This is a genomic window from Verrucomicrobiota bacterium, assembly GCA_039027815.1.
Classification (GTDB): Bacteria; Verrucomicrobiota; Verrucomicrobiia; order Verrucomicrobiales; family JBCCJK01; genus JBCCJK01.
In genome coordinates, this window is the sequence record JBCCJK010000004.1 from 62,701 (window position 1) to 78,208 (window position 15,508).

14 protein-coding genes are annotated in these 15,508 nt (G+C 52.3%); all 14 read left to right on the forward strand.

Translation table 11 applies throughout. The features are described 5' to 3' along the window. The 14 genes from glf (at position 1) to AAF555_02530 (ending at position 15,503) form a co-directional block, all read left to right on the forward strand. Complete coding sequence (gene glf / locus AAF555_02465; GenBank protein MEM6910421.1) at positions 1–1,170, forward strand: UDP-galactopyranose mutase; 1,170 nt, start codon at positions 1–3, stop codon at positions 1,168–1,170. A 51-nt stretch (positions 1,171–1,221) separates the two neighbouring features. Continuing rightward, positions 1,222–2,097 (forward strand): glycosyltransferase family 2 protein, encoded by an 876-nt coding sequence (locus tag AAF555_02470; protein MEM6910422.1) that lies wholly within the window; start codon positions 1,222–1,224, stop codon positions 2,095–2,097. A gap of 35 nt (positions 2,098–2,132) precedes the next feature. Further along, complete coding sequence (locus AAF555_02475) at positions 2,133–3,323, forward strand: glycosyltransferase family 4 protein (GenBank protein MEM6910423.1); 1,191 nt, start codon at positions 2,133–2,135, stop codon at positions 3,321–3,323. Positions 3,324–3,422: 99 nt separating this feature from the next. Next, positions 3,423–4,298 carry a sulfotransferase gene (locus tag AAF555_02480; GenBank protein MEM6910424.1) on the forward strand — a complete coding sequence of 292 codons (876 nt, stop codon included), beginning with the start codon at positions 3,423–3,425 and terminating at the stop codon, positions 4,296–4,298. Between the two features lie 64 nt (positions 4,299–4,362). After that, a complete protein-coding gene (locus tag AAF555_02485; protein MEM6910425.1) occupies positions 4,363–5,340 on the forward strand; it encodes a glycosyltransferase family 4 protein in 978 nt (325 codons plus the stop codon). 95 nt (positions 5,341–5,435) lie between these two features. Continuing rightward, on the forward strand, positions 5,436–6,188 hold the full coding sequence (locus AAF555_02490) for a putative nucleotide-diphospho-sugar transferase (protein MEM6910426.1): 753 nt from the start codon (positions 5,436–5,438) through the stop codon (positions 6,186–6,188). Positions 6,189–6,632: 444 nt separating this feature from the next. Then, on the forward strand, positions 6,633–7,466 hold the full coding sequence (locus AAF555_02495; protein ID MEM6910427.1) for a glycosyltransferase: 834 nt from the start codon (positions 6,633–6,635) through the stop codon (positions 7,464–7,466). A 5-nt stretch (positions 7,467–7,471) separates the two neighbouring features. After that, positions 7,472–8,011, forward strand: a complete 540-nt coding sequence (locus tag AAF555_02500; protein ID MEM6910428.1) for an acyltransferase — start codon at positions 7,472–7,474, stop codon at positions 8,009–8,011. Between the two features lie 81 nt (positions 8,012–8,092). Further along, positions 8,093–9,346 carry a glycosyltransferase gene (locus AAF555_02505; GenBank protein ID MEM6910429.1) on the forward strand — a complete coding sequence of 418 codons (1,254 nt, stop codon included), beginning with the start codon at positions 8,093–8,095 and terminating at the stop codon, positions 9,344–9,346. Continuing rightward, positions 9,343–10,335, forward strand: coding sequence for an aldo/keto reductase (locus AAF555_02510; protein ID MEM6910430.1), 993 nt, complete (start codon positions 9,343–9,345; stop codon positions 10,333–10,335). The genes AAF555_02505 and AAF555_02510 overlap by 4 nt, the downstream gene beginning before the upstream one ends. A 78-nt stretch (positions 10,336–10,413) precedes the next feature. Continuing rightward, positions 10,414–11,943, forward strand: a complete 1,530-nt coding sequence (locus AAF555_02515; protein ID MEM6910431.1) for an FAD-dependent oxidoreductase — start codon at positions 10,414–10,416, stop codon at positions 11,941–11,943. Then, positions 11,940–12,716: a glycosyltransferase family A protein gene (locus AAF555_02520; protein ID MEM6910432.1), complete on the forward strand. Its 777-nt coding sequence runs from the start codon at positions 11,940–11,942 to the stop codon at positions 12,714–12,716. The genes AAF555_02515 and AAF555_02520 overlap by 4 nt, the downstream gene beginning before the upstream one ends. 186 nt (positions 12,717–12,902) lie before the next feature. Then, on the forward strand, positions 12,903–14,081 hold the full coding sequence (locus AAF555_02525; GenBank protein MEM6910433.1) for a glycosyltransferase family 4 protein: 1,179 nt from the start codon (positions 12,903–12,905) through the stop codon (positions 14,079–14,081). A gap of 9 nt (positions 14,082–14,090) precedes the next feature. Continuing rightward, a complete protein-coding gene (locus AAF555_02530; GenBank protein ID MEM6910434.1) occupies positions 14,091–15,503 on the forward strand; it encodes a hypothetical protein in 1,413 nt (470 codons plus the stop codon). The last annotated feature ends 5 nt before the right edge of the window (positions 15,504–15,508 follow it).

Here is a 15,508-nt window from a genome sequence, read left to right on the forward strand (position 1 = left end):
ATGAATGACGGATTTGATATAGTAATCATTGGCGCTGGGTTTGCCGGACTTGTAGTAGCCGAGCGAATGTCAACACAGCATGGATTTCGCTCATTGGTGGTGGAGAAGCGCAAGCACATCGGAGGAAACGCATATGATGAGTATGACGAGCATGGAGTCCTGATTCATCCATATGGTCCTCACTACTTCCGTACTAATTCGGAACGAATTAGGGATTATTTGGGACAATTCACAGAGTGGCACCCGGTAGACTATAAAATAAAATCCTATGCAGATGGACGGTTCTGGAGCTTTCCTATCAATCTCAATACCTTTGAGGAGTTGATCGGCAGGGAATCGACATCGGAGGAGATGGTGGCGTGGTTGGAGAAGCACCGGATATCGATAGAAAAACCGGCCAACTCGGAAGAAGTAATCCTGAGCCAAGTTGGAACAGAACTCTACAAAAAATTCTTTGAAGGATATACTTTAAAGCAGTGGAAGCGACACCCTAGGGAGTTAGACGCTTCAGTGTGTGGGCGCATTCCAATTCGAACCAACCGAGACGACCGATATTTGAGAGAGGAATTTCAAGCGTTGCCCAAGGCGGGCTATAGCCGGATGTTCGAGCAAATGCTGGAAGCGTGTGGAGACCGTGTTTCGGTAATGTTAAACACAGATTATCGGGAAGTGATCAATGAAGTGGCTTGCCGACACTTGGTCTATACAGGTGCAATTGACGAATATTTTGAATATTGCCACGGCCCTTTGCCGTATCGTTCCCTTCGGTTTGAACGGCAGTCCTTTGGTGCGGAACAGCTCATTGAAAGGCAGCAGATATCCGGTAAAGCTGGATTCTGGCAGCCGGCAATGCAGGTCAATTACCCCAATGACGAAGAGTTTACCCGGATTGTTGAATTGAAACATGCAACAGGTCAGGCCTGTGCCAACACAACGATTGTTCGGGAGTATCCGGATGATTTTGGGCCGGGAAAAGAACCCTATTACCCGATACCAGCCCCGGATGCCGCTCTGACCTACAAAAAGTATAAGAAGATGGCTGACGCGACGCCCAAGACTAGCTTCATTGGCCGATTGGGGACATACAAGTATTACAATATGGATCAGGTGGTAGGAATGGCGCTGAAGGAGTCGGCGAAAATTGCCGGTCTACTCTCTACAAGGAGCTAGAAGAATGTCTGTGTCTCGACTCTGTATCCTAGCCAGTCAAGTGTCAAAACTATGAAGAGGCCTCGTATTTCGATCTGTATTGTCACGTATTTGCGCGATGAAGATCTGATTAAGTCTGTAGCCAGAATTGAGGAATCGGACTTCTGTGATTACGAGATTCTGATCGTCGATAATGCTGGTTCCAATCAGTTGCGAACTTTACTCGAAGCTGCCGAGATTCGAGGGGCTTGGAGGCTGATCCGAGCGAGCGAGAACCTCGGGTGTGCTAACTTGAATTTGTTGTTCCCTGATGCAGTCGGAGAAATCATTGTCTGTTTCGATGATGACAGTTATCCCCGCGCGGATTGTTTGGGGAGAGTCTCACGGATCTTTGAAGAGAGTGCAGACATGGGAATGATTGGTTTCAAAATGCATGTGCCGGAAACCGGAGATCCATGGAGTGATCCGTGGTGGAACCCAGACAGTGCCGAGGCGCGCCCGACTGTCCTTTGCCCCGGCTGTGGGCTTGCGTTTCGCAACGATCCTCGCCTTCCGTCCCAGCTCTGTATTCCCACCATTGTATCTCAAGCCCATGAATTGAGTATGGCAGCTGAGATCGTCAGGTTGGGGTATCGAATTGAATTTCGTCCCGAGTGTGTGGCGTATCATCCTGATACCACCAAAGGGTATTTTGGGGCCAAGGCGCAAGCAGGTAATTTAAACCAATTGCGCTTCTTGATCGGTTACTCAGATTGGCTGACTTTACAGCTGTTAGTGCTGACTCACTGGATCGCAAAAATGCGCGGGCTTCCCAATCAAGTGGAATTCATCAGAGATTATCGAAGAGAGGTGACGAGGCGATCGTTGCCCCGCCGCGCTATGAGGCGTTTCCGGGACGTGTTGCTTTGGCATATTCATCGCCGATTGAGAATCCTGGTGCCGTCGTAGAGCTGTTTTCGGTGCTAGAATCTTGATTGAGTTTCATGAGTATACCAGTATTCCATAGCTACGGTGATTGGGGCCTCTCAGGCGTCAATACCTGGACGGTGAATATGGTGCGTGGATCGAAGCACTCGAAGTTCGAGCACCGTGTCTTGTTTACGGGGATCTCCCCGCACGCGAAGCCGGAGCTAGATGAACTAGGCATTCCGTATGAATTTCTGGAACTCCTTGCGAAGCGCACCCGTCGCCAAGAATGGCGGGAACTGAAGCGCTTCCTAGAAGATCGGTCTCCTTGCATCTATATTCCGAACTACGATTTTCACCGGAGTTGCGCGGTTGGAACTCTCGCCAAGTCGGTGAAAGTATGTGCTGTCATCCATAGTGATGAACACTGTTACTTCGACGAGGTTAGGCGTCTTGGGCGGAATTTTGATGTCATAGTCGCTGTGAGTCGATTGCTGTCGGAGAAACTGGGAAAGGAATTCCCCAGTTTGAAATCACGTGTATGGCACATTCCCCATGGCATCCCCCTGCCCCCACCGGGAGAAAACGTCCGCCGTCGTGATGGACGTCTCCGCCTGGCCTACTGCAATCGCCTGCAGCAGTATCAGAAAAGGGTATTTGATTTGCCCGAAATAGCGGTGGGCCTTAGGAAGAGAGAGATTCCATTTCTTCTGACGATTGCAGGTGATGGCCCCGACAGTGCAGGCTTGCGGCGGAAGTTCGCCGACTTTGGTCTTCAGAAAGAGATTATATTTCGGGGCCGGATTGCCAATGAAGAGGTTCTGAATCTTGTGCGTGACAGTCATTGCTTCCTATTGACTTCGGACTTCGAAGGCTTGCCAATCAGCCTGCTGGAGGCGATGTCGACAGGCTGTGTTCCTGTCGCCTATCGCACGCCGAGTGGCATTGCCGAGGCCATTGAGCATGGCCAGAGCGGTATGCTTGTTTCCCACGGAAACATTGAGAGCTTTGTGTCGACCTTGGAAAAGCTTTCACAAGATTCTGAAATGCTAGAAGAACTGGCTGGGAACGCAGCGGCCCGGGTTGCGGGCCAATTTGCACTGACACGAATGTGTGCCGAATACGACGCCATGTTCGAACAAGTTTGCTTGGAGAAAGAGACAGATTTTCGGATTGCGAGAACGAATCGAGTCCTTAAGCCGCTAGACCTCAAGCTTCGAAGTCGTGCTTATCGCTGGGTGATGCGACATCTTCAGAGCAGCTGCTGATAGAACAGGCAACTGGCCCCTGTCCTTTCTAGCCTCACAACCAGCGAAGCTGCTCAGCGTTCCAAAAACATCGCTGCCACTAACAAAATGCCTGACCAAATGCGCCCAGTCACCGAGACTCGCAAGAAAATCACAACCGACACCCTCACGCTCATCGAGTTGGACGATAGTGAGGCCGATCTGGAACTATTTCCACGCTTCCTAATTATTGGTCCGCAACGCACGGGGACTACGTGGCTTTCGGGACATCTGGGCAATCATCCTGAAATCTATATTCCCCCTGAAAAGGAGCTTTACTATTTTAGTAATCTCAGAACGCCGGACAGGCCGGCGGAAGTGGGGCTCCAGCCGATATCTCCGAAGCTGAGTTGGTATCTAGACTTTTTCAGGCTGTCGTTGAGGGAGCGTTTCCGGCGATGGCGTCGCTTCGGCTGGGTAAAAAAGCCTCTCATCCGCGGTGAGGCGTGTGCTTCCTACGCTGCCAGCACCGACAGCCAGACCATCGATGAAATTCTAATGTTACGGCCCGATCTAAAGGTCGTGATGTTGGTCCGTGATCCGCTTGAGAGAGCATGGTCTCATGCTAAGAAGGACCTGTCGCGTGATATAGGCCGTCCGATGGAGGATGTCGGGGAAGTGGAGTTTCGGGAGTTTGTGAGTACGGACTATCAGCTCTCATGCTCTCAATATGTCGAAATCATTGACCGGTGGTCCAGGAAATTGCGCCCGGGGAATTTTTTCGTCGGAGATTTTAACGATATCGCGCGCCGACCTAGGGTGCTGTTCGAGAATATAGCCTGCTTTCTTGGGGTGCAGGACTTGAAGGTGTGTGTCAACGACGATCTTGGAAAAGCAGTCAATCCAACGGAACCTCAGCCGATTCCATTGGGTAGCCGCAAGATTCTTGAGGAGGTCCTGGGACGCGAAAGAATAGATCAATATAAAGAGGTTCTCCGAACCATTTCCCCCGCCTGAGAACCTTGGTTGTTCTGCCCGGAGGGAATAAAACAGACGACAAGTTATGACCGCCCAATTTTAAATGCTGACGCACTATAAAAAGCTACGATTTGCGGTTATCACTTCATCCGCCTTTACGGAGGGAGGCGATTGGCGATCTATTTATCTATTTGTCAGAAACTTGTCGCCTTCTGACGGGAGTAGCCAATTGGTAAATCTTGGGTCCAAGCGAAGTTTCAGGCAATCCGTTGCCTTGCTTTTGCTTTCGCCCACTGTGATCGTCAACGGGCTCGGGACTTCCCTGCACTGGCGGGTGATATTGGCATGTCTGCTCCGCCCTAGCATCGCACTTTATCTTCACGAGACCGAATACATGCTCGGCCAGGCCCGGCAGTTGTCACCATTCCGGTTTCGACTTTTCAAGTGGATCGTTCGTCGGAACCCCTTACTATGCGTGTCTCGGCAGGCAGAAGCTCTCTACCGCGATCAGTATGGCGCAACCAATACCCATGTCATTTACGAGTGCGTGGACGGCAGCGTCAAATTGCAGCAGTTCAATCCTAGCCGGCAGCACATCGTGATGGTTGGCTCCATCAATACGCGAAAGGGTGTGGAGTTGTTTTCACGAGTCGCAGATTTGGCCGGCAAGCAATTTCCTGACTGGCAGTTTCACTGGGTGGGTGGGGTGGCGACGATGGATGAGATTTACCGATCTGAGCGTGTCCTCTGGCACGGTTGGCATTGGGTTCCTGGTAAAGTGGTGGCGAAGTGTGACCTGTTCTTTCTTTCTTCATTGGATGATCCCTGTCCATTGGCAGCCCTGGAAGCTGCAAATTTAGGGAAGCGTATTGTGGCCTATCGGAGGACCGGTACTGCCGAGGTTATCGACGGACTTCCGGGATGCCGCGTGTTTGAGTCCTATGATGAAAACGTAGCTTTAGAGGCGATAAGTGGAGCATTGGGCGATAATGGCGATATAGCAAAACGTATTATCGAGGTTAGTAGAACTGTCTCCAGTGTAGAGGCGTTTGCTGCCCGGCTAGCCAATGCAGTAGGGTAACTTGATACCTCATAAGCGAGTTGCTGGACGTTCTCACAGAGGCATCAGCATTGGTGGAATGCACAAGTTTCAGTCGGAATTATACTTCAAAGCCTATGAACATCGTCTATAGTGCCAGTGGCAAAAAATACTTGAGGGAAGCCCTGCTGTCGGCGGGGAGTCTTCTTAAGCATAATGAAAATGCTCGAATTACGATTTACACTGACCAAGAATTTCCAAACAGCAGACCGGCTATTTGCTTCAGGCCTCTTCCTTCAGGGCAAAGGCCTACTATTTGCAAAGTTGCTGCTCTAAATGATTTCGCCGGAGAGTGCGGAATCTACCTAGATACTGATACCAAAATCTTGGCAAGTTTGCAAGAGTTATGGAGGAGTCTAAGCGTTCATGATTTTGTGATTGCTCATGAACCTGCAAACATTCCCGGTCGACCCGACGTTGAGCCCTTCGTGAAATACGAAAATTCTCGACATTACAACAGTGGGGTTTTTGCGTTCAGAAAAGCCCCAAGCGTCAAGAGGTTATTCGAGAAATGGCAGGATGTCTTGTCTTCTGCATCAGATCAAGATATCCAGATAGGAGCGATAAGAAACGATCAGGAAGTTTTGAATGAACTGCTCTTCGAAGATGAAACAGTTGCGCAGCGAGACTTTAGGATTGGGACGGTTCGAAATACCAAGTATAACGCCAGAGGTTCGATGTGGCGCGAAATGAAGAAAGATGGGTTGCTTCAGCATGCCGCAATTCTGCACTGTCACAGTGTTTGGCCGACGATTGATCAGAGGCTAAAGTGGAAACTATTGAGTGGGTGGAGAAAATTGGTATGCGGGTCTGGAGTCCTATGCTGTTGAATTGGTCGAGTGATGAAATGGTGGATTGTTGAGGATGCTCTTTGCGATCGCAGAGGTCACTGGTTCGAATATATCCAGACGATCCGGAGTGGTCTGCTTGAGCTCGGAGATATCTGTAGCGTGTTCACTGACCGATATGCAGAATCGTGGCTCGTGGACGGGTTGAATGGAGAGCCGATGTTGCCGCGTTCAATTTGGAGGAGGATCGGTGATAACGCCCCTAGATGGAAAAGATTACTTCGAGTGCCCGCGCATGGCGTGTTGACGTATTGGAGTATTGCTCGGCTCCTGAAGAGAATAGAGCAAAGCGAAAAATCCGACCCATCAGATAGGCTGCAAGATTGTGCGTCCCCGGATATGATTTTTGTGCCTACTGTGTTGGTGCATCATCTTGTCGGGTGGTGGCGTCTCATTATGGGTCCATTAAGACGATATCCAATCCGAGTGTTGCTCTTTTTCCCAAATACACCGATTCATCTGGCTGAAGACGGAAGCCCCCAGGTCAACGCCGATCCTACTGCACGGCTTTTTGTGTGGCTGATTCGGAAATTGTCCCGCGAAGTGGGTAATGGACGTGTGATTCTGGCTGCAGAAACAGAGTCTATGGTTGCGGCTCTTACCAATGTCACCGGAGTGAAGTTTACCTATCTCCCACATCCGGTTAGGTTGCCTGTCGGTAGAGACGACCCCAATTTAGATTCGATCCGTAAGGTGCCTTTGCTCGGGGCCTACGGTGCGGCGCGTCATGAAAAGGGCAGTGATATTCTACAGACTGCAATCCGTAGTGTCCTTGCGGAGAATTCGGAGTTCGGAGCGGCATTCACAATGCAGTGGTTAGATGATTTTGAGGACGAAGGAGGCAGGTGGGTTTCGAAGGATGAATACCTTCAGCGGCAGCCCAAGTTTCGGTTCATCCAAGAATACTTCAAGGAAGGAGGCTATATGGAACAGGTGTCACGGACATCCGTGATGATGCTTCCTTATCGCGACAATTACGCGCTTCGTGTTTCACGAGTAGTTATTGAAGCAATGATCATGGGTATTCCGGTCATTGCCACCGAAGGAACGACACTCCATCAGCAGGCGCAGAAGTTTGGTGTGTGTGTTTCATGTCGGGACGGCTGTGTCGACAGTCTCAAGAATGCGATTGAGGAGGCGGTCGAGGGATTGGAGCAGTTGCAGGCAAGGGCGGTCGAGAAGGCTGATGCAGCGCGAGACCATTTTTCAGTGAAGAATTTCCGCCGGCTTCTGATCGAGGCAATTCCAGATCTAGATTGATTCTCATGGACATTCGTTTACTTGTTGGGAGCTTGTTGGCCTACACTTACAATGGTTGGCTGGGCAGAATTCCCTTTCGGAGCATCCGCCTTGCCTTTCTTCGAGTTTATTTGGGGGCGATTGGCCGGGGATCGGGAGTGCAGATGGGGTGCCGTTTTCTCAATGGGCGGAAAGTGCATTTTGGGGAGCGTAATGTCATCAATTTCAACTGTATGTTTGATGGTCGACATCATGAGATTCGGACTGGTTCTGATGTGTCAATTGGCGCGGATGCGTCGATTCTCACCCTCGGTCATGATCCTCAGGATCCGGAGTTCGGCCTTCGAGGAGGTCCGGTCACGATTGGAGATCGTGTATGGATTGGCTACCGGGCCATGATCTTGCCGGGTGTTTCCATCGGCGAGGGCGCCGTGGTAGCCGCAGGCGCAGTCGTCAGTCGAGATATAGACCCGTACACTATCGTCGCGGGAGTCCCTGCGGTGAAGGTCGGCGTGCGCACGACGGATCTCAAGTATGAGCTGAACTACAGGCCTCTACTTGTGTAAAACAAGAGGGTTCCGTTCAGGGAGAGTTAGGGTGATATGAGTAGGTGCCAAGGCAGGGAATCCCAGTCTCACCGGACGATTGTGATATTCAATCCGGGAACGGAAGGAGGCATTCCCGTCTACGGGCACTTTCAGGCGCGGGCCTTCGGGGAGTTAGGTTGGCTGGTCATTGAGCTGTGTGACCGGAGCGCCGGTTTCAAGCCCTGGCCATTGGTGGAATTACAGAAGCTCCTTTCGCCAGACGTCAAGTCCGGAATTGAAGGGCGGGTGGCGAGAGGAGCACTTGCGAGGATGCGCCGGGTAACGGGGCTTTCCTATCGCCTTTTGTTGAATCAGCTCAAACTACTGGTGGTGATGATCCGGCGCTGTCCGGACGTGGTGTTGCTAGCGAGCTACTCCGAATACCTCGCCCCTTTTTGGTCTCCAGCGCTATTTGTGGTGTCGAAGGTTTGTGGAATTCCTGTGATGGCCTGCTTGCACGATCCAGTCCGGGATTATAAGATCGGACCGGATTGGTGGCATGCGTTGTCAGTGAGGATGGCCTACAGTCCTTTGAGCGCGGTGTTCGTTCACGATCCGTTGCCACTCGAAGCATGTGTTCCACCGCACGTGCGCTCAGCCGTTGTTCCGCATGGCCTCTTCGAGTTGGGGCCAGAGTGGCGGAGCACCGGTGCGATCCGTGAGGAGTGGGAGGTTCCGGAAGGTGCGATTGTATTTCTCTCGCTGGGTTTTATCCGCGATGGCAAGAATCTGGATCTCATGATTCGATCAATGGTGCATGTTCCCGATGCTTATCTAGTCATCATGGGACGTGTGCAGTCGGCGTCAAGCAACCGCCCGCTCTGTTTTTACCGTCAACTTGCCGAGGATCTCGGCGTTTCTCACCGGATTCGATTCCGGGAAGCCTTTGTGCCGGAAGAGGCGCTGACCAGCTATTTTGCTGCGGCTGACGTGATTGTAATGACGTACAGTCGTGATTTTCGCTCGCAGAGCGGTGTCCTGAACGTCGCGGCCCACGCCGCCAAGCCTCTGTTGGTATCGTGCGGAGGCGGTCCTCTCGAAAGCTGTGTCCTGCGCTTCCAACTGGGAATCTTCGTGAGGCCTGACGACCAAGATGCGCTGGATCAAGGAGCGCTGGATGCATTTTCCTTGGCTAGAAGGCAAAGGGACGGAGCCTCTTTGGAGGAAAGCGATCCTAAACTTGATTGGTCCTCTTATCGGGAATTTGCCTCATGGGCGACCAATGCACGGATCATTGAGGAGACTTATGAATCATTGACCGGTAGCCAGGCACCAGGTGCTGACTTGAAACCAGGAGCTTCTGTGAATCCATGAAGAATGTGTCATTCTTTCCTTGGGCAAAGTCAAGTTCCGCGTTGGGTTATGGAACCACAAGCTTTATGTCTGTCGGGTCCACCGCCGAACGGCTCGCCCTTCTTGACTGCGCCTTCGACAACGGCATCACGCACTTCGATACCGCTCCCCTCTACGGGTTAGGGGAGTCTGAGCGTCTTCTTGGTCAGTTTCTGGAGGGCAAAAGAGACCGTGTTACGGTGACAACGAAATTCGGCATCGAGCCATCTGGCGCTGCTAAGGTCCGTTGGGTCAATCTCTTGGCTCGGAGGGTTTTTGCAGTCGCTCCGTTCACCAAGCGTCTCCTGAAACTGCGCCCGCCGAGCCAAGATTCCAACTGGGGCATCTTTGATCCTGCCAAGGCGAAAGAGAGTCTTGAACGCAGTCTCCGCTCCCTGCGGACCGACTACGTTGATCTGTTCCTCCTTCACGAACCCTCGCCGTCGGACGCCGCTTCTGAGGCATTGATCGAGTTTCTCGAAGAGGAAGTGCAACGAGGTCGCATTCGTGCTTATGGGTGCGGTGGCGAAGGTGATACGATCGAGGCGATCGCCCGGGAGTCGGGACCGGCGAGTGGTTGGTTGCAGTTTGAAGACAACGCCATTAACCGCAGGCTGGATAAGTTGTCGCTTTCAAGTAAGCGCTATATCACTTTCGCGCCGTTTAATTCGGCATTAGAAACACTCCGTGATTGGTTTTCCCGGAACCCGAAAGAATGTCGGACGTGGAGCGATGCCCTGCAAATGGATTGTTCCTCTGCGGGTGAGCTTGCAGCCATACTTCAGGCGACGTCGCATCATCGGAACAAATGTGGCATTCTTTTGTTTTCGTCCTCAAACTGGGAGCGCATCGCACAAGCCTGCCAGGTCGCCGGTGGGCAAAGGTTCTCGGATGAGCAGATTGCGGAATTTCTCAGTTTGACAAATCAGTTTCGAGTTGACGTCTGTTTGCAGTCCGCCGTTTCTTGCTAAGTCCATTCTCCACAGCGAACGAGATCAATGATTATTGAATCGACTAAAGCGCTTCCCCCCGTAGGAGAGGCACACAGGATGGTCGTCATCGGTGGGGGAACCCTTGGTCTATTTTTCGCGATCCAACTGGTCCAGCGAGGGCGGGAAGTCGTGGTGATCGAGTCCGGAGGACGCGATCTTAACAATTTTGAGGATACTACCTATTCCAGTGTTGGGCTTCCCCATGAGGGGATCAAGATTGCCCGGAGTCGGAGTCTCGGTGGCACGAGTAATTTATGGGGTGGGCAATTGGTCGAGTATCAGCCTGCGGATTTTGAAGGCCGCGGTTGGCTGGAGAACTCTCAGTGGCCGATTCCATACGAGGAGATTGAGCGCTTCCATGGGCCGACCTACGAAGCCCTGGGAATCCCTGCTAGGTTTCAAGAGGACACTGCAGTTCTGGAAGAAATCGGCACCCATCCTCCAGAATTCGAGGCGGGGGTGGAGTTGTTTCTGACCCGATGGCTGAAGATTCCCAGCATGGCGGAGATGTTTGATGAAGAGATTCGGACGAATCCTCATCTCTACGTGTTGATGCACCGCACCGTGACGGAGTTTCACGGTCGAAATGGAGACATTCATGGGGTGACCGTTGTGGATGACTCCGGTCACCGAGAGGAGGTTCAAGGGGGCGCTTTTGCTCTGGCAGCAGGTACGATTGAGTCGGTTCGACTGATGTTGCACGCCGCTGATAGTGGAGATAGCCACGCCCCTTGGGCGAAGAATCCTAATGTCGGAGCTTTCTTCCAAGACCATGTTGGTGGTCGTGCGGGTTCAGTTCACCCAATCGACAAGAAACGCTTCACGCGTTTTTTCTCTAGTATTGTACGATCTGGTTTTAAGTTTCAACCGAAGCTTCGCCTGACCAATCAGGCACTCCACGAGGAGCCGATTCTTAACACGCAAGGGATGCTGCATTTCGAGAGTTCGATTGGTGAGAACCTTGTCTACCTCAAGCAGTTTCTGCGGGCTGCTGTTTTCGGTGGGAAAGTTCAGAACATCCGCGAATTGCCTCGCCACCTTCTCGCCTGTGGTAGGCACCTCCCTCCATTGATGTTCCGCTACGTCGTGCAAAATCGAGTATTTGTGCCAAGTCGATCCAAGATCTCCTTCATGCTTCAATCGGAGCAAACTCCGCTTGGCGAAAGCCGGATTAAGATTGATTCAACGGACCGTGACGCATCTGGTCTCTCGAAGGTGATCCTCGATTGGAGAATAGGCGATGACGAGCTAAGTTCTATGCGAGCATTCACGGTGCGATGCAAAGAGGCGCTGGAAGAGTCTGGAATTGCAGAACTGCGCTTGGTTAAGGAGCTTGACGAGCTCGACCCGAAGTTCTTGAAGTCTGTAAGGGATAACTATCATCATGTAGGCGGACTTTGTATGGGACGGTCGAAGAAAGACGGGGTTGTAGATTCTAATCTATGCGTTTTTGGAACAACAAACCTCTTTGTGTTGGGAGCCAGCACATTCCGAACCGCCAGTAACGCCAATACGACGTTCCTGGCCTACTGCTTCGCAAAGCGTCTCGTGGACTACCTTTCCAGCCACTCAGATATTGATTTATGATTCACTTTATTACACCCTTGGCGGCCAAAAGCGCCGTTCGGGACTGGTCGTTGACTTGTACGCTACTACGTCAAACGCTTGCTTCTTTGGAGAACCAAGAGTCACCAGATTTCAGGATTACCGTCGCTTGTCATGATAAGCCCGACTTCGCGTCGGGGCTTGATGACCGATTCCAGTTTGTCGAAGCGCCTTTTGATCCACCCCATGATGCGAAGACAATCCGCGGTGAGAATAGCGGGCTCCGAGACGCTGATCTGAAGAGAGATGTTGCCCTTTACCATTCTGGAGCAAATGGCGAAGACTTCGTGATGCCATTGGATGCTGACGATTTGCTGCACGTCCGCGTGGTCGCCGAACTCGCTGACCTTGCGTCTGAAGTTGACGGCGCCTTACTCAATCAGGGATATGAGTTCTGCTATATTTCCAAACGTCTGGTGTATCGGCGCAACATGGTGGATAGAACGAGTTCGTCTTTCGCTTTGCGTGGGCGACTTCTAAGCATACCCAAGTCGTTGGATATAGCAGATCTGCAAAAGACACTCTGGCACACAGTTTACCATAGCAAAGTAATTGCCTGGTTAGAGGCATCAGGCTTACGGAATGAGTCTTTGGAAGGACCACGAGTCATTTATTCGACAAATACATCTACTAATCTCAGCGACTTCTACCGTCATTCGATTCGTCGGAGGCTAAGTCATCGTGCTAAGTTTTACATTATTGGGCGCGGAGTTCAGCACCGAGATAAGGTGGATTTTGCCTTGAACGCTCGGTAGCCACCGATGACCACTCAGAAGGCCGTGGGCATTCGAGGGCCATTTCCTCTGATGAGTAACACCCGTTCAGCGAACTCATTTGCCCCCTCCCACTTGGAGCGATTTGGTTGGGCTTGCATTCAGCTTGGCTCCCGGGAGCACTATGCGATTCCCCGCGCGCTCTGCAGCGTTGGGCAGTTGGGTTCCTTGATCACGGACGCATGGGTTCCATCCCCGCTAGGAGCACTTATCAATAAGTTCCATGCATCGCTGTCCGGCCGCTTTCATCCGGATCTTGATAAGGCTTGTGTTCGGGCCTTTACTATGCGCCGAGTGGTATTCGATCTTTGGTTGAGATTTCGAGGGATTAGTGGATGGGCAGCGATGAATGTGCGAGATCAATGGTTTCAACAAAATGTGGTCAGGGAACTGTGTCGCTTGGAGCAGGGCCAGTTGACTAAATTAGTGTTCTCTTATAGTTATTCTGCGAAGACACCGTTTCAGTGGGCACGTGATCGGGGAATACCGACCGTGCTCTGTCAAATCGACCCCGGGCCGGAGGAGCAACGTTGGGTGTGTGAGCAGGTCGCGAAGGAGCAGGACAGCGCGGCAGATCTGGGATGCGGGCCGCCTCTGGCATACTGGGAACGTTGGCGACGGGAGATCGAGCTGGCTGACTGCATTCTGGTCAACTCTGAGTGGTCGAAGAAATTGCTCGAGCGGGGTGGTGTACCAGCTGAGAAGACGAAGATCGTGCCGCTGGCCTATGAGCGAAGTGCTGACCAGCGCGTCATGCCCACGCGGCGCTATCCGGACCGGTTTGTTGTCGAGCGACCTCTCAAGGTTTTGTTCTTAGGCCAAGTCATCCTCCGGAAGGGTGTGATTCCGCTGTTGAAAGCCGCGGTCAGATTGGAAGGCTCCCCGGTGGAGTTTCTGATGGCCGGGCCGGACCCCGAGGGGCTTCTATACTCACATGCTGTGGGAGGAAACGTGCGAAAGCTTGGTGCCGTCGATCGAATCCTTGCAGAGCAGCTCTATTCTGACGCCGATGTGTTCATTTTGCCGACCTATTCCGATGGCTTTGCGATCACGCAACTCGAGGCCGCGGCACACCGATTGCCTCTGATCGTGTCCCGGTATTGTGGGGAAGTGGTGGAGGAGGGGCGTAACGGCTGGGTCCTTCCGGAGGTGAATGCGAATTGTATTGTCGATGTTCTGGAAAAGTGTCTGGGAGATCCCTCTCGTCTGGAGGCATTCTCAGCCTACGAGCTGGACTGGGAACGATTCTCTCTGGAGACGTTGGGGAAGAACCTCCAGGAGGCTGAGGAGCAGGCCAGGCGGTTTGCTCAAGGTAGTGCAGATTTACAGAAGTCCGCCTCCGCGTAGACCTTGGATATGTTTGCAGCGTTCATATTCGTTCCGTTCTTGTTGGCCTTTGGGTTTCCGAGCAGCGGGATGGCGGTGTTTCTACTCTTCGCGAGTCAGTTGGCTCTCCTCGGCCGTCAGGTCAAGACGGGGCATGTGACTGGAGTGGGAGGCTTTCTGTTCATGTCTTTCCTGTTTTTCGGAATGCGGCCCTTGTACCTGTTCTTGGAGAATGACTACCAATTGTTCTCAGGCTTATTCCGCATTCAGGTCGGTCTGTCCGACGTGGTCTCCGGTATGTGGTGGGGAACTGCGGCAATGATTGCGTTCTGGGTGGGGTCCATTCTATTTCGGGAACTCGGCGCGGACTGGCTTAAGCGGCGGCGTCAGCGGCTTGCGGCGACTCCAGTGTTGCCAATCATTACTGGATCTATGGTGCAGCGGTTGATTGGTTTCCAGATCGTCACCTTGCCGGTGATGCTGGCCTTGGCGAGGGGCGGACGGGCGATTTATGGATCGGCATTGGGTGCGTATGCCTACGATCTCCCTGTTCCCTTGCAAGCTGTCCATATTTTCGCGCTTGTGGTGATCTTTGAGCGCTATCGGAGGCAATCAGATAGGCGTTACTTGGGGTCCCTGATCTTGTCCGGGAGCCTGTTCCTCGTGTTCACTTGGTTGATGCGGGAGGTCAGCATGTTTCGGGGATTCTATGTGGCCGGGGTGATGATCGCGGGAATTGCCTTGGTGCAGCGATGGAAGGGGCGTGCCTCATATGCGTGGTTGATTATCCCGATTGTGCTTCTTCAGCCACTCTTCCAGGTTTTGGGCGACCTGCGCTATGCGAGTAACGAAGACCTCGTTGTCGAACAGGTGGTGGAGAGGTCGTATGGCGAACATGGACTGACCGGTGCCTATTGGCATTTCTATCATTCCGGGGGGGACATGAACATCTTTGACACCTTTGTGGCGGCGAAGGCGGCGGAGGTGACGAAGCGTCCCTATGCGTTGTCTTGGCTTTACGTGCCTATGCACTTCGTGCCTCGCGCAATCTGGAAAGAGAAGCCGGAGAAGGGAATTCTCCAAGATGTGTCGTTTATGAATGGTGCTCCGTACTGCCCCGGGATCGCTGGATTTTTTCTCTTGGATGGGGGAAAGCTGTGGATGCTGCTCTCGATGGCGCTGTTGGGGTTCTTGGTATCTGCCCTCGATGGATACGTGTATACGGTTCCCAATGCCTACTTAAGAGCCTGCCTTCTTGGAATCATTGTCGTGAACGCTATGTTCCTGTCGAGGGCTTACTTATGGTTTTACTTCTATCAACTGCTGTATGCGATCGTGCCGTGCGTAGCACTAGTACGGCTCGTTGGTAAATACGCACGTAATCCCCGGCGTGCAGCAGTGGCTGGGAAAGTGACGCATGTTTATAGGGGCTCGCGGCCTTGACTGCT

Coding starts and splice junctions, on each gene's coding strand:
- glf (MEM6910421.1), top strand. CDS start 1: ATGAATGACGGATTTGATATAGTAATCATTGGCGCTGGGTTTGCCGGA.
- AAF555_02470 (MEM6910422.1), top strand. CDS start 1,222: ATGAAGAGGCCTCGTATTTCGATCTGTATTGTCACGTATTTGCGCGAT.
- AAF555_02475 (MEM6910423.1), top strand. CDS start 2,133: ATGAGTATACCAGTATTCCATAGCTACGGTGATTGGGGCCTCTCAGGC.
- AAF555_02480 (MEM6910424.1), top strand. CDS start 3,423: ATGCGCCCAGTCACCGAGACTCGCAAGAAAATCACAACCGACACCCTC.
- AAF555_02485 (MEM6910425.1), top strand. CDS start 4,363: ATGCTGACGCACTATAAAAAGCTACGATTTGCGGTTATCACTTCATCC.
- AAF555_02490 (MEM6910426.1), top strand. CDS start 5,436: ATGAACATCGTCTATAGTGCCAGTGGCAAAAAATACTTGAGGGAAGCC.
- AAF555_02500 (MEM6910428.1), top strand. CDS start 7,472: ATGGACATTCGTTTACTTGTTGGGAGCTTGTTGGCCTACACTTACAAT.
- AAF555_02510 (MEM6910430.1), top strand. CDS start 9,343: ATGAAGAATGTGTCATTCTTTCCTTGGGCAAAGTCAAGTTCCGCGTTG.
- AAF555_02515 (MEM6910431.1), top strand. CDS start 10,414: ATGGTCGTCATCGGTGGGGGAACCCTTGGTCTATTTTTCGCGATCCAA.
- AAF555_02520 (MEM6910432.1), top strand. CDS start 11,940: ATGATTCACTTTATTACACCCTTGGCGGCCAAAAGCGCCGTTCGGGAC.
- AAF555_02530 (MEM6910434.1), top strand. CDS start 14,091: ATGTTTGCAGCGTTCATATTCGTTCCGTTCTTGTTGGCCTTTGGGTTT.